The following is a 12,691-nucleotide window of genomic DNA, read 5'->3' on the forward strand; positions in this document are numbered from 1 at the left end:
CCATGGCTCCGATTCCCGGCAGCGGCCTGGCCAAGGGCCTGGCCGTCACCCTGCGCACGATGACGCGGAAGACCGTCACCGAGCAGTACCCGGACGCCCTGCCCGAACTGCCGCCCCGCACCCGCGGTGTCATCGGCCTGTTCGAGGAGAACTGCACGGTCTGCATGCTGTGCGCCCGCGAGTGCCCGGACTGGTGCATCTACATCGACTCGCACAAGGAGACGGTCCCGCCGGCCGCCCCCGGCGGGCGCGAGCGCAGCCGCAACGTCCTCGACCGGTTCGCCATCGACTTCTCCCTGTGCATGTACTGCGGTATCTGCATCGAGGTCTGCCCCTTCGACGCCCTGTTCTGGTCGCCGGAGTTCGAGTACGCCGAGACCGACATCCGCGACCTCACCCACGAGCGCGACAAACTCCGCGAGTGGATGTGGACCGTCCCGGCCCCGCCCGCCCTCGACCCGGGCGCGGAGGAGCCGAAGGAGATCGCCGCCGCCCGCAAGACCGCCGAGAAGCTCGCCGCCCAGCAGGCCGCCGAGCAGGGGGAGGAGCGGTCATGAGCCTCGCCGCGGCCCAGCACGGCTTCCTGTCCCCGACCGGCGTGGAGATCGCCTTCCTCCTCGTCGGCCTGGTCACCCTCGGAGCCGCGCTCGTCACCGTCACCACCCGGCAGCTCGTGCACGCCGCCCTGTGGCTGGTGGTCGCGCTCGGCGGCCTGGCCGTCGAGTACCTCCTGCTCACCGCCGAGTTCATCGCCTGGGTGCAGGTCCTCATCTACGTCGGCTCCGTCGTCGTCCTCCTCCTGTTCGGTCTGATGCTCACCAGGGCGCCCATCGGCCGCTCACCGGACGCCGACTCCGGCAACCGCTGGGCCGCCCTCGCCGTGGCCGTCGCCGCCGCGGCGGCCCTGGTCTGGGTGGTCGTCGACGCGTTCCGCACCACGTGGATCGACCTGGACGGCCCGGCGGCCGGCACCACCCGCGTCACCGGCCAGAGCCTGTTCCAGAACTGGGTCCTGCCCTTCGAGGCGCTGTCCGTCCTGCTCCTCGCGGCCCTGGTCGGCGCGATCGTCCTGTCCCGCAAGGCGGCAGCGGCGGACCCGCCTCCCGGCGCCGCCCCCGCGGCCGGCGCCCCCGGCGCGAAGGAAGGCACCCGCTGATGCACCTCGCCTATCCCGCCGTGCTCTCCGCCCTCCTGTTCTGCACCGGGCTGTACGGCGTCCTCGCCCGCCGCAACGCGATCCTCGTCCTGATGTCCGTCGAGCTGATGCTCAACGCCGTCAACCTCAACCTGGTCGCCTTCGACGTCTGGCTCAGCCGGGCCGCCGCGGAGGCCCTGCACTCCGGCCAGGCGCTGACCCTGTTCACCATCGCCATCGCCGCCGCCGAGATCGGCATCGGACTGGCGATCGTGCTCGCCGTGTACCGCAACCGCGGCACCTCCGACATCGACAGGCTCCGCGACACCGCCGAGGGCCACGGCGACGACACCGACGGCCCCGGCACCGACGCCTCCGCGGCCGAGAAGGCTGAGGCCACCGCGTGACCACGACCACCCTCGCCGTCCTCGTCCCCCTCCTGCCGTTCCTGGGCGCCGCCGCCGGGCTGCTGCTCGGCCGCACCGCCCCCGGTCTGGTCCGCCCGCTCGCCGTGCTGCCCACGCTGGCCGCGCTCGTGCTGACCGCGCTGGTCGCCGTACGGCAGGGCGGCGGCCGGGCCGTCGAGGCCCACACCGAGCTGACGCCCACCGGCTCGGTCCCGATCGACCTCGCCCTGGACATCGACGGATTCGCCGCGCTGGTCGCCGTCCTGGTCGCCTTCGTCGCGGCCTGCGTGCAGATCTACTCGACCGGCTACCTGCGCGACGACCCGCGCTACCCGTCCTACGCCGCCCTCGTCTCCCTGTTCACCTCCGCGATGCTCCTGGTCGTCTACTCCGGCGACCTGATCGTGCTGCTGGTCGGCTGGGAAGTCATGGGCATCTGCTCCTACTTCCTGGTCGGCCACTACTGGGAGACCCCCGAGGCCCGCGCCGCCTCCCTGAAGGCCTTCCTGGTCACCAAGCTCGGCGACGTGCCCTTCCTCATCGGCCTGTTCGCGCTGGGCACCGACGCGGGGTCGTTCAACATCCCCCGCATCCTCGCCACCGTGGCCAACGGCGGCATCGGCCACCCGACGGTCGTGGCCCTGCTGCTGCTCGCGGGCGTGGCCGGCAAGTCGGCGCAGTTCCCGCTGCACACCTGGCTCCCCGACGCGATGGCGGGCCCCACGCCCGTCTCCGCGCTCATCCACGCCGCCACGATGGTGGCCGCCGGCGTCTACTTCGTCGCCCGCCTCCTCCCGCTCTTCGAGGCCTCACGGGCCGCGATGGTGGTCCTCGCCGTCATGGCCGCCGTCACCATGACCGGCTCCGGTCTCGCCGCCCTCGCCCAGGACGACATCAAACGGGTCCTGGCGTACTCGACGATCGGCCAGCTCGGCTACATGACCGGCGCCCTCGCCGTAGGCGACCGCGGCGCCGCCGTCTTCCACCTCCTGTCGCACGGCGCCTTCAAGGCGCTGCTGTTCCTCGCCGCCGGCGTGATCATCCACGCCGCCGGCACCAACTCGCTGGCCGCCATGTCCCGCATGGGCCACCTGCGCGAACGCGTCCCGGACGCCTACTGGACGATGACCGTGGCCCTGCTCGCGCTCGCTGCGATCCCGCCCTTCAGCGGCTTCTTCTCCAAGGAGTCCGTGCTCGGCGCCGCCGAGCACGTGGCCTCCGGCCACACGGCCCAGGCCCCCGGCGCCGCCGGCTGGCTCGTGCTCGTCGCCGGACTGGTCACCGCCGTGCTCACCGCCGCCTACGCCACCCGGCTGTGGCTGCTGGCCTTCCGCGGCCGGGGCGCCGAGGCCCCCGACCACGGCCGCCAGCCGCTGACCATGACCGTGGTGCTGTGGGTCCTCGCCGTGCCGTCCCTGGCCTTCGGCGGGTTCGCCTACCGCTCGCTGCCCGGCTGGCTCGACGGCCGCGACCTGACCCCCACCCTCCTCACCTCCATCCTCGGCACCGGCCTCGCCGTCGTCGGCGGACTGCTCACCTACGGCGCCTGGCAGCGCACCACCGCGCTCGCCGCCCGCGTCCCGCTGGGCGCCGTCGCCGCCCACCCCGAGGGCGACGCCGGACTGGTCGAGGCCGAGGCCATCGCCAGCCACGAGCCCGCCTACGGCGACATCGCCGAGGCGCCCGACCCGGCGGACCCCGGACGGCTGCTGCTCGGCCCGCTGCACCGGCACGCGGCCGCCGGCTTCCACGTCGACGCCGTGTACTCGGCGCTGTTCGTCCGCCCGGTCCAGGCCGGCGCGAGTCTCGTCCGGTTCCTCGACCGCGAGGTCGTCGACACCTACGTACGCGGCGCGGCCGCCCTGCCCCGGCTGCTCGGGGCCGCCGTACGGCGCGCGCAGACCGGCAATGTGCAGACCTATGTGAGCGCGCTGCTCGCCGGCACCGTCGTCCTGGCGGTCGCCGTCCTCCTCGTCGCCACGGGAGCGTGAGCAGGCGTGATCGATATCAACGAGTCCGTGATGCAGTTCCTTCTGGCGTTCGTCGTCGCCGGCCCGCTCCTCGGCGCCGCCACCGCCCTCCTCCCGGCCCCGCCCGGACTGAAGGGGAAGTCGCCCGAGCAGGCCGTGCTGCGGCACGGGGTCACCGTGACGGCCGTGATCCTCATCGCCGCCGTCGTCCTCGCGCTCGGCTTCGACCACGACCATCCGTCGAAGATGCAGGCCACGACCGACATCAGCTGGATCCCCGCACTCGACGTGCGGATCCACCTCGGCATCGACGGCATCTCCCTCCCCCTTCTGGTCCTGACCGCGCTGCTGGCCTTCCTCTGCGCGCTCTACTCCTACTTCAAGCCGCCGTCGGGCCCGTCCCCGAAGGCGTTCGTCGCGCTGCTGCTCCTGCTCGAGACCGGCACCCTCGCGACCTTCGCCGTCCTCGACCTGCTGCTGTTCTTCCTCGCGTTCGAGACGGTGCTCATCCCGATGTACTTCCTCATCGCCCGCTGGGGCGGCGAGGGCCGTACCCGGGCCGCGTGGAAGTTCATCCTGTTCACACTGCTCGGCTCCGTGGTCATGCTGCTCGGCCTGCTCCTGATCGGAGTCAAGGCGGGCACGTTCGACATGGTGGCACTCGCCACTGACAACGGCCGGTCGCTGACCACGTCCGTGCAGGTCATCGCCGTACTGGCGATCGGGCTCGGGCTCGCGGTCAAGACGCCGATGTGGCCGCTGCACAGCTGGCTGCCCGACGCCCACACCGCCGCCCCGACCGTCGGCTCCGTGCTGCTGGCCGGCGTGCTGCTGAAGATGGGCACGTACGGTTTCGTCCGCATCCTGCTGCCGGTCGCGCCGGACGGGTTCCGCACCTTCGCGCCGTACCTCGCCGCCTTCGCCGTGGTCGGGATCATCTACGGGTCCCTGGCCTGCCTGGCCCTGGCGAAACAGGGGGCGAAGGGCGACCTCAAGCGGCTCATCGCCTACTCCTCCGTCGGCCACATGGGCTTCGTCCTGCTCGGCATCGCCACCATGACCCCGACCGGCGTCAACGGCGCCCTGTTCGCCAACATCGCCCACGGCCTCATCACCGGCCTGCTGTTCTTCCTGGTCGGCGCGCTTAAGGACCGCACCGGCACCACCGACCTCGACACCCTGGCCGAGGACACGGGCGCGGCCCTCTACGCCAAGGCCCCCCGCCTCGGCGGGCTGCTCGCCTTCGGCGCCGTCGCCTCGCTCGGCCTGCCGGGCCTCGCCGGCTTCTGGGGCGAGATGCTGGCCCTGTTCGGCTCGTTCAGCCCCGCCGCCGGCCTCAGCCGCCCCGCGTTCCTCACCTTCATGGCGATCGGCGCGTTCGGCACCCTGCTGACGGCCGCCTACATGCTGATCGTGGTCCGCCGGGTCTGCATGGGCGCCGTGCCGCCGCAGACCCCGACGACCCTCGCCGACGTGCACGGCTACGAGTTCGCGGCCTGGACCCCCCTCGTCACCCTGACCGTCCTCGCCGGACTGTGGCCGCGGGCCCTGCTCGGCCTGACCGACCCGGCCGTGCAGCAGCTCCTCGCAGGAGGCACCCGATGAGCGCCCTGGCCCAGCCCCCGGTCCAGTCGCTGGTCCAGTCCGTCGACTGGCTCGCGATCGCGCCGCCCGTCATCACCGCGGTCGTGGCGCTCGCCGTCCTCGTCGCCGACCTCTTCCTCCCCGAGGCGCGCAAGCCGCTCCTCGGCTGGACCTCCGTGGCCGGCCTGGCGGTGGCCGCGCTGATGCTGCTGCCGCTCCTCGACGGCGACCGCAGCACCTTCTGCCTGCCCGCCCCCGCGCGCGCGTGCAGCTACACCGCCGACCACTTCACCCTCGTCATCCAGTTCCTCGTCCTCGGCGGCGCCCTGCTAGCGGCCCTGCTGTCGGTGACGAACCTCGGCGACGAGGGGCGGCGCGTCCCGGCGGGGGAGTTCTGGTTCCTGCTGCTGTCCTCCGCGGCCGGCGCCGCGCTGCTGCCCGCCTCCCGCGACCTGGCCACCCTCGTCGTCGCCCTGGAGGTCGCCTCCCTGCCGGCCTTCGCGCTCGTCGGCATCCGGCACGGCGACAAGCGGTCCTCCGAGGCGGCCCTGAAGTTCTTCCTGTCCTCGGTCACCGCCACCGCGGTCAGCCTGATGGGCATCAGCTTCGTCTACGCCTCCACCGGCACGCTCTACCTCACCCAGGTCGCCCAGCGCATCCAGCACGTCGACGGGCAGCTGCACACCCTGGCCCAGACCGGTGTCGTCCTCACCCTGGTCGGCTTCGCCTTCAAGACCGCCGCCGTCCCCTTCCACTTCTGGGTGCCCGACACCTACGTGGGCGCTCCGCTGCCCATCGCCGCCTACCTGTCGGTCGTCGGCAAGGCCGTCGGCTTCTCCGGGCTGATCCTCGTCACCGTCGTCGCCTTCCCGTCGTACGCGGACGCCTGGGGGCCCGCGCTCGCCGCCCTGGCCGCCCTCACCATGACCGTCGGCAACGTCGGCGCCCTGCGCCAGCGGGCCACGCGCGCGTACAGCGCCGTACGGCTGCTCGCCTGGTCTTCCGTCGGCCAGGCCGGCTACCTCCTCGTGCCGATCGCCGCCGCCGGCTACTCCAAGGACCCGCAGAAGGCCATCGGCTCCACCGTCGCCTACGCCCTCATGTACGCCGCCGTGAACCTCGGCGCGTTCGCGGTGGCCGCCCTGGTGGGACGCACGAAGCCGCTCAACCGGCTCAGCGACTACCGCGGCCTGTACGCCGCCAACCCGGTCGCCGCCCTGCTGCTGGCCTTCTTCCTGCTGTGCCTGGCCGGGCTGCCGCCGGGCGTCATCGGCCTGTTCGCCAAGGTCACCGTATTCTCCGCGGCCGTCGACGCCGGCCTGGGCTGGCTCGCCGTCGTCATGGCCGTCAACGTGGTGATCGCCCTCTTCTACTACCTCCAGTGGACGGCCCTGCTGTTCCGCACCCCCGAGGGCGCCGCCGCCCGGCACCCGCTCCCGGCCCCCCTCACCGCCGCCCTCGCCCTCACCGGCGTCGTCGGCGTGGCGCTCTCCGGCGCGCCCCAGCTGGTCCTGCGCTTCGCCGCCACCGGCCTGTTCTGAGGACTCGCCACGCGCGCGCGGGGCACTCGTGGCCCCACGCGCGCAAGGCCGTCATCGCACGTCACCCGTACGGCCGACGCGCGCCGCCGCCCGCTCAAGGGAACTCGAGGCGGCCGCCTGGCGTTGACCAGAGCGGGAGGGTCCACTGGACCAAAGCGTTCCCCTGCAGCACGACTTGGAGGGCGTACCGTGCACCGCCGGCACAACGGGCTAAGGACCGCAGTACTCCTCGGGGGACTGTCCGCGCTCATCATCGTCATCGGCAGCTTCTTCGGCCGCACGGGACTGATCGTGGCCGTCCTGATCGCGCTCGGCACGAACGCGTACGCCTACTGGAACAGCGACAAGCTGGCGCTCCGCGCGATGCGGGCCCGCCCGGTCAGCGAGTTCGAGGCCCCCGCGCTGTACCGGATGGTCCGCGACCTGTCCACGCAGGCCCGGCAGCCCATGCCCCGCCTGTACATCTCACCGACGGAGGCGCCCAACGCCTTCGCGACCGGCCGCAACCCGCGCAACGCGGCCGTGTGCTGCACGGAGGGCATCCTGCGCCTGCTGGACGAGCGCGAACTGCGCGGTGTCATCGGCCACGAGCTGAGCCATGTCTACAACCGCGACATCCTCATCTCGTCGGTCGCCGGCGCCCTCGCCTCGGTGATCATGTTCCTGGTCAACTTCGCCTGGCTGATCCCCATCGGCCGCTCCGACGACGACGAGGGCCCCGGCCTGCTCGGCATGCTGCTGATCATGATTCTTGGCCCGCTCGCCGCCTCCCTCATCCAGTTGGCCATCAGCCGGTCCAGGGAGTACGAGGCGGACGCCTCGGGCGCCCAGCTCACCGGCGACCCGCTGGCCCTGGCCAGTGCCCTGCGCAAGCTGGAGCTCGGCACCCAGCAGCTCCCGCTGCCCCCGGAGCCCCGGATCGAGACCGCGAGCCACATGATGATCGCGAACCCCTTCCGGCCGGGCCAGGGGCTGGCCAGGATGTTCTCCACGCACCCGCCCATGGCGGACCGCATCTCCCGGCTCGAGAAGATGGCAGGGCGTCCACAGTGAAGATCATCCTCAACGTCATCTGGCTCATCCTGAGCGGCTTCTGGCTGTTCCTCGGATACCTGCTCGCGGGCGTACTGCTCTGCGTCACGATCATCGGCATCCCCTTCGGCATCGCCGCCTTCCGCATCGGCGTCTACGCGCTGTGGCCCTTCGGGTACACCACGGTCGAGCGGCGCGACGCGGGCGCCCCCTCCTGCGTCGGCAACGTCCTGTGGCTGCTGCTGGCCGGCTGGTGGCTGACGCTGGCCCACATCACGACCGGCATCGCCCTGTGCCTGACGATCATCGGCATCCCGTTCGGCGTCGCCAACTTCAAGCTGATCCCGGTGTCGCTGTTCCCGCTGGGCCGCGAGATCGTGCCCACGGACCAGCCGTTCGCGGCCCGCTGAGGCGCCCGGCGGCGGCCTGAGCACGCGTCAGGCGACGCGCGGCGCACCGGGGATCGCCCGCCGGGTCACGCCCCCTGCCGAGGCTCCGGACGGCCCGCGCGCGGACCCCGGCCCGCCCACCACCGTCGTACGCCGTACGCCACCACGCCCACGGCGAGCACGCCCGCGCCCACGGCCACCGAGACCGCGGGCAGGGCGAATGCCAGCGTGACGCAGCCCAGCAGCCCCACCGCCGGCGTCAGCCGGGCCCGCGGGGCCGGGCTCAGCGTCCAGGCCGAGGCGTTGGCCACGGCGTAATAGGCCAGGACGCCGAACGAGGAGAAGCCGATCGCCCCGCGCACGTCCACCGTGGCCGCCAGTACGGCGACCACCGCGCCCACGGCCAGTTCGGCCCGGTGCGGCACCTGGAACCGCGGATGCACGGCGGCCAGCCCACGGGGGAGATGACCGTCGCGGGCCATGGCGAGCGTCGTCCGGGACACCCCGAGGATCAGCGCGAGCAGCGACCCCAGCGCGGCCACGGCGGCCCCCACCCGGACCACCGGCACGAGCCCCGGCACCCCGGCCGCGCGCACCGCGTCGGCCAGCGGCGCCGTCGCGTGCCCCAGCCGGCCGGCGCCGAGCACGCCGAGCACGGCCACCGCGACCGCCGCGTACACCACCAGGGTGATGCCGAGAGCGATCGGGACGGCGCGCGGAATGGTGCGCGCCGGATCCCGCACCTCCTCGCCGAGCGTGGCGATCCGCGCGTACCCGGCGAACGCGAAGAACAGCAGGCCGGCCGCCTGGAGCACACCGCCGATGCCCGTCGCCGGCCCGGGGCCGAGCCGCGCGGCGTCCATGCGCCCGGAGGCGAGGCACGCGGCCACCACCGCCGCCAGGACGGCCAGCACCACGGCCACGATCACCCGCGTCAGCCACGCCGACTTCTGGATGCCGCCGTAGTTCACGGCGGTCAGGGCCACCACGGCCGCCACCGCCACGGCGTGCGCCTGCCCCGGCCACACGTAGGCCCCCACCGTGAGCGCCATGGCCGCGCAGGAGGCCGTCTTGCCGACCACGAACGCCCAGCCGGCCAGATACCCCCAGAACTCGCCCAGCCGCTCCCTGCCGTACACGTACGTCCCGCCCGACGCCGGGTAGCGGGCGGCCAGACGCGCGGAGGACGTGGCGTTGCAGTACGCCACGACGGCCGCGACGGCCAGCCCCACGAGCAGCCCCCGCCCTGCGGCACGGGCGGCCGGGCCCATGGCGGAGAACACGCCCGCGCCGAGCATCGCGCCGAGGCCGACGACCACCGCGTCCCGCACGCCCAGGGTGCGCCGCAACGCCGTTCCGGAAGCTGTCATGCGCCGCACCCTACTGATCGGCGCAACCGGCGGGTGGACTCGAGGCGTCCTCTCCCTCGACACGGCACGAACACGCGCGCGACCGACAGCCGATCCTCACCGGATTCTCAGGGGCCGGCCAGTGCGGACACAGCGCGGAAGGGCAGGTTCACGGCATGAGCATCATCGGTTGGATCATCCTGGGGCTTCTCGCCGGAGCCATTGCCAAGATCCTGCTGCCGGGCCGCGACCCGGGCGGCTTCATCGGCACGACCCTCATCGGCATAGCGGGCGCGTTCATCGGCGGCTACATCTCGTCCCGCTGGCTGGACCACCCGGTCAGCAAGCACTTCTACGACGGCGCCACCTGGGCCGCCGCGATCGGCGGCTCGCTGGTCCTGCTGATCGTCTACCGCATCCTGTTCGGCAACTCGCGCGACTGACGCGACGCGGGCGGTGAGGCGCGCCTCAGGAGCGAGCGAAGGGTGGGCACCGTACGGTGCCCACCCTTCCTGCTCACGACCCGGCGGGCCGGCGGCGCCTGACGCGGTGGCCGTCGCCGCCGGACCGCGCCGTACTACCGGTAATTGACGAACTGCAGCGCGAAGTCGAAGTCCTTGCCCTTCAGCAGGGCGATCACGGTCTGCAGGTCGTCACGGCTCTTGGAGCTGACCCGCAGCTCCTCGCCCTGGACCTGGGCCTTCACGCCCTTGGGGCCCTCGTCACGGATGATCTTGGCGACCTTCTTCGCGTTGTCCTGGGAGATGCCCTCCTCGATCGTCGCGAAGATCTTGTACTCCTTGCCGGAGAGCTGGGGCTCGCCCGCGTCCAGCGCCTTCAGCGAGATGCCGCGCTTGATCAGCTTGGACTGGAAGACGTCGAGGACGGCGTTCACCCGGTCCTCGGAGTTCGCCTCCATGAGGATCTTGTCGCCGGACCACGAGATCGAGGCACCCACGCCCTTGAAGTCGTAGCGCTGCGAGATCTCCTTGGCGGCCTGGTTGAGGGCGTTGTCGACCTCCTGCCGCTCGACCTTCGAGACGATGTCGAAACTGGAGTCGGCCATGTCCTGTGGCTCCTTGTATCGGGGTGCGTATCGGGTGCGTGGCGGCGGCCGCCGAACCCGGCGTGACGCCGGGCCGCATCCGCCCCAGCCTAGCCACCCCGCGAGCCGGGAGGTGGAGATCAATGGGGTGGCGAAGCACCCCCACGCATCGGGTATTGTTTACGTCGTTGCCACGGAGCACCGCCGAAAGACGGTCCGAAGGGCAGCAACCCCGGCGGTGTGCCCGAGCGGCCAAAGGGAGCAGACTGTAAATCTGCCGGCTCAGCCTTCCCAGGTTCGAATCCTGGCGCCGCCACGCTGAGGGAGACCCCCTCTCACCAGGTTAATCACCTGGTGAGAGGGGGTCTCTGCGTTGCCTGCACTCTTCCGGGCGCTGTCCATGCCGTCCTCGACTTGGGCGTACTTCTCTATCAGCGGGGCGATGGCATCGCGCGTGGCGGATCAAGATCGCATGCGCGGGGCTCCGGTAACAGCCTGCCCGATCGCCCACAGGAGAAGAACGGGCCGGTGCAACGCTACGCCGGCGGCACGCCGTGCTGGCCGCAGGTCTCCTACCCGCCGGTGGAAGGTCTTGGGTGGCTCCACGAGGGTGAACCCTTCCCGCCTCAGCCAAGCCACGGCATGCTTGAGGCCGCCACGGAATCCTGGCGATGAGGGATTGAGCGCTACGCCGAAGTCGCACTTGTGGGCAACACAGCTATCGCCTTCGAGTCGTACAGGTTGTTGCGGTTCGTCCGGGGGGCAGTCCTGACCAGGCGGCAGTCGAAAAGGCCGGCGGCCACGGCGGGCCCGGGGCGATGAGCAGCGTCAGCGCCCCGAACCTCCGCCTGGCACATCACCTCAGTCGCTGAAGTCCCCGCCCATCGAGGGCAGTTCCGTCAGCCCGGTGGCTGTCGGGACAGTGCCCGTGCCGCGGAGCAGGACGCTCAACTCCGCCGCCCCGATGCCCAGGTCCGCTTTGCCGTCGCCCGTCACGTCGCGCAGGCGGAGGGTGTAGCCGAAGCCAACGTTCGAGTCGGCCGCGCCCTGCACCGTCTGCGGGATCCAGGAGGACCGCGAACCGCTCAGGCCGCCGGATCCGCCCCGGAAGACGTGGACGCCGCCCTGGTCCTCCATACCGTTCACGTCCTCGTGCGGGACGCCGACCGCCAGGTCCGCGTAGCCGTCACCGTTGGTGTCGGCGGCCGAGACGTCGTAGCCGAAGTCGTCGTCGGTCTCGGGGGAGCCGGAGACGCCGGAGGTGGCCTGCGTGAACGTCGTCGAGCCGTTCGGGCCCGACGAGCTGCCGCGCCAGACGGTCACCGCGCCCTTGCCGTGGTCGCGGTCGGGCTGGGCGAGGGCGATGTCGCCGTAGCCGTCCTTGTCGAAGTCCCCGATGGCGGCGTTCGCGCCGAGGCCGCCGTTCCAGTCGCTGTCGAGGGTCTTGGACGTGCCGGAGGCCAGGCCGGTGGAGGTGCCCTTGAGGAACCAGGCGCGCAGCTGTACGGCGCTGTCGGATCCCTGCTCGCCGAGGACCACGAGGTCGGTCTTGCCGTCGCCGTTGACCTTTCCGGCGGCGAGGCCGTACGAGTTCCATATCGCGTCCGGTTTGTCGATCTCGGAGACGCTGCCGGTGGTGCCAGACTTGGTGAACGGGCCTCGGTACAGCCAGGCGTCCCCTCCGCCGAGGACCGTAAGGTCGGGCGAACCGTCGCCGTTGAAGTCGCCGGCGGCGAGGTCGCCGCCGAAGTGGGCCCCGGAGCCGCTCGCGCCGGACTTCGGGCTGATGACCGTGCCACCGGACAGGCCCGAGGCGGAGCCCCACACCACGGTCACCGTGCCGCGGTACCGGGCGCTGCCCACGTGCTCCGTCGAGTTGCCGACGATCAGGTCCGCGTACCCGTCCTTGTTGAGGTCGGCACTGGTGAGGCTCTCGCCGAACATGTCGTCCTCCTCGCCCGCGCCCGGGATGCCGGAGGTGTCCTGGTCGATGACCTGGGTGTGCGAGGTGTCGAGGCCGCCTGCCTTGCCGTAGACGACGGTGACGGCGCCGCCGGGGTGGTTGATCCGTTCGTAACCGCCGTACGCCACGTCGCGGTATCCGTCGCCGTTGAAGTCGTCGTAGTGCTTGGCGACCGCCGGCGAGGCCGGCGTGCTCAAGGCGAGAGGGGTCAGGGCGGAGGCGAGGAGTGCGGCCTTCAGGACCGCGGGGATGGGTCTGCGCATGGGGGCTCCTTGG

At 72.0% G+C, this 12,691-nt stretch carries 12 protein-coding genes and 1 tRNA gene; 10 read left to right on the top strand and 3 right to left on the bottom strand.

The genetic code is table 11. From position 1 onward, the window contains the following. Positions 1–2: 2 nt before the first annotated feature. From ACFYU0_RS30595 to ACFYU0_RS30630, 8 genes are all read left to right on the top strand, one after another. Positions 3–557: an NADH-quinone oxidoreductase subunit I gene (locus ACFYU0_RS30595; RefSeq protein ID WP_351667759.1), complete on the top strand. Its 555-nt coding sequence runs from the start codon at positions 3–5 to the stop codon at positions 555–557. After that, on the top strand, positions 554–1,156 hold the full coding sequence (locus ACFYU0_RS30600; protein ID WP_389305352.1) for an NADH-quinone oxidoreductase subunit J: 603 nt from the start codon (positions 554–556) through the stop codon (positions 1,154–1,156). The genes ACFYU0_RS30595 and ACFYU0_RS30600 overlap by 4 nt, the downstream gene beginning before the upstream one ends. After that, positions 1,156–1,542 (top strand): NADH-quinone oxidoreductase subunit NuoK, encoded by a 387-nt coding sequence (gene nuoK, locus ACFYU0_RS30605; RefSeq protein ID WP_389305354.1) that lies wholly within the window; start codon positions 1,156–1,158, stop codon positions 1,540–1,542. Before ACFYU0_RS30600 ends, nuoK begins: the two co-directional genes overlap by 1 nt. Beyond that, positions 1,539–3,533 carry an NADH-quinone oxidoreductase subunit L gene (locus ACFYU0_RS30610; protein WP_389305356.1) on the top strand — a complete coding sequence of 665 codons (1,995 nt, stop codon included), beginning with the start codon at positions 1,539–1,541 and terminating at the stop codon, positions 3,531–3,533. Before nuoK ends, ACFYU0_RS30610 begins: the two co-directional genes overlap by 4 nt. Before the next feature lie 6 nt (positions 3,534–3,539). Next, positions 3,540–5,117 carry an NADH-quinone oxidoreductase subunit M gene (locus tag ACFYU0_RS30615; protein ID WP_389305358.1) on the top strand — a complete coding sequence of 526 codons (1,578 nt, stop codon included), beginning with the start codon at positions 3,540–3,542 and terminating at the stop codon, positions 5,115–5,117. After that, the gene (locus ACFYU0_RS30620; protein ID WP_389305360.1) at positions 5,114–6,637 is read left to right on the top strand and encodes an NADH-quinone oxidoreductase subunit N; all 1,524 of its coding nucleotides are present in this window, start codon (positions 5,114–5,116) and stop codon (positions 6,635–6,637) included. The genes ACFYU0_RS30615 and ACFYU0_RS30620 overlap by 4 nt, the downstream gene beginning before the upstream one ends. Before the next feature lie 189 nt (positions 6,638–6,826). Further along, positions 6,827–7,690, top strand: coding sequence for a zinc metalloprotease HtpX (gene htpX / locus ACFYU0_RS30625; protein WP_365129521.1), 864 nt, complete (start codon positions 6,827–6,829; stop codon positions 7,688–7,690). Continuing rightward, positions 7,687–8,079 (top strand): YccF domain-containing protein, encoded by a 393-nt coding sequence (locus ACFYU0_RS30630; RefSeq protein WP_351667773.1) that lies wholly within the window; start codon positions 7,687–7,689, stop codon positions 8,077–8,079. The genes htpX and ACFYU0_RS30630 overlap by 4 nt, the downstream gene beginning before the upstream one ends. A 65-nt stretch (positions 8,080–8,144) precedes the next feature. Here ACFYU0_RS30630 and ACFYU0_RS30635 read toward each other — a convergent pair whose 3' ends face one another. Next, entirely contained in the window at positions 8,145–9,428 is a 1,284-nt protein-coding gene (locus tag ACFYU0_RS30635) for an APC family permease (protein ID WP_389305363.1), read from the bottom strand. 155 nt (positions 9,429–9,583) lie between these two features. On the opposite strand from ACFYU0_RS30635, the gene ACFYU0_RS30640 reads away from it, so the two are divergent. Further along, on the top strand, positions 9,584–9,850 hold the full coding sequence (locus tag ACFYU0_RS30640) for a GlsB/YeaQ/YmgE family stress response membrane protein (RefSeq protein ID WP_351667777.1): 267 nt from the start codon (positions 9,584–9,586) through the stop codon (positions 9,848–9,850). Between the two features lie 134 nt (positions 9,851–9,984). Here ACFYU0_RS30640 and ACFYU0_RS30645 read toward each other — a convergent pair whose 3' ends face one another. Further along, positions 9,985–10,473 carry a YajQ family cyclic di-GMP-binding protein gene (locus tag ACFYU0_RS30645; RefSeq protein WP_351667779.1) on the bottom strand — a complete coding sequence of 163 codons (489 nt, stop codon included), beginning with the start codon at positions 10,471–10,473 and terminating at the stop codon, positions 9,985–9,987. Between the two features lie 213 nt (positions 10,474–10,686). Between ACFYU0_RS30645 and ACFYU0_RS30650 the strand changes: the two genes are divergently transcribed. Continuing rightward, positions 10,687–10,768, top strand: a tRNA-Tyr gene (locus ACFYU0_RS30650). Between the two features lie 545 nt (positions 10,769–11,313). Here the strand turns inward: ACFYU0_RS30650 and ACFYU0_RS30655 are convergent. After that, positions 11,314–12,678, bottom strand: coding sequence for an FG-GAP and VCBS repeat-containing protein (locus ACFYU0_RS30655; RefSeq protein ID WP_389305366.1), 1,365 nt, complete (start codon positions 12,676–12,678; stop codon positions 11,314–11,316). Between the last annotated feature and the right edge of the window lie 13 nt (positions 12,679–12,691).

It is taken from the genome of Streptomyces sp. NPDC003720, assembly GCF_042875075.1.
Classification (GTDB): domain Bacteria; phylum Actinomycetota; class Actinomycetes; order Streptomycetales; family Streptomycetaceae; genus Streptomyces.

What these genes read in the sequence shown, in the direction of transcription:
- ACFYU0_RS30620 (WP_389305360.1), top strand. Translation starts at nt 5,114, where the DNA reads ATGAGCGCCCTGGCCCAGCCCCCGGTCCAGTCGCTGGTCCAGTCCGTC.
- ACFYU0_RS30595 (WP_351667759.1), top strand. Translation starts at nt 3, where the DNA reads ATGGCTCCGATTCCCGGCAGCGGCCTGGCCAAGGGCCTGGCCGTCACC.
- ACFYU0_RS30645 (WP_351667779.1), bottom strand. Translation starts at nt 10,473, where the DNA reads ATGGCCGACTCCAGTTTCGACATCGTCTCGAAGGTCGAGCGGCAGGAG.
- ACFYU0_RS30635 (WP_389305363.1), bottom strand. Translation starts at nt 9,428, where the DNA reads ATGACAGCTTCCGGAACGGCGTTGCGGCGCACCCTGGGCGTGCGGGAC.
- ACFYU0_RS30655 (WP_389305366.1), bottom strand. Translation starts at nt 12,678, where the DNA reads ATGCGCAGACCCATCCCCGCGGTCCTGAAGGCCGCACTCCTCGCCTCC.
- ACFYU0_RS30600 (WP_389305352.1), top strand. Translation starts at nt 554, where the DNA reads ATGAGCCTCGCCGCGGCCCAGCACGGCTTCCTGTCCCCGACCGGCGTG.
- nuoK (WP_389305354.1), top strand. Translation starts at nt 1,156, where the DNA reads ATGCACCTCGCCTATCCCGCCGTGCTCTCCGCCCTCCTGTTCTGCACC.
- ACFYU0_RS30640 (WP_351667777.1), top strand. Translation starts at nt 9,584, where the DNA reads ATGAGCATCATCGGTTGGATCATCCTGGGGCTTCTCGCCGGAGCCATT.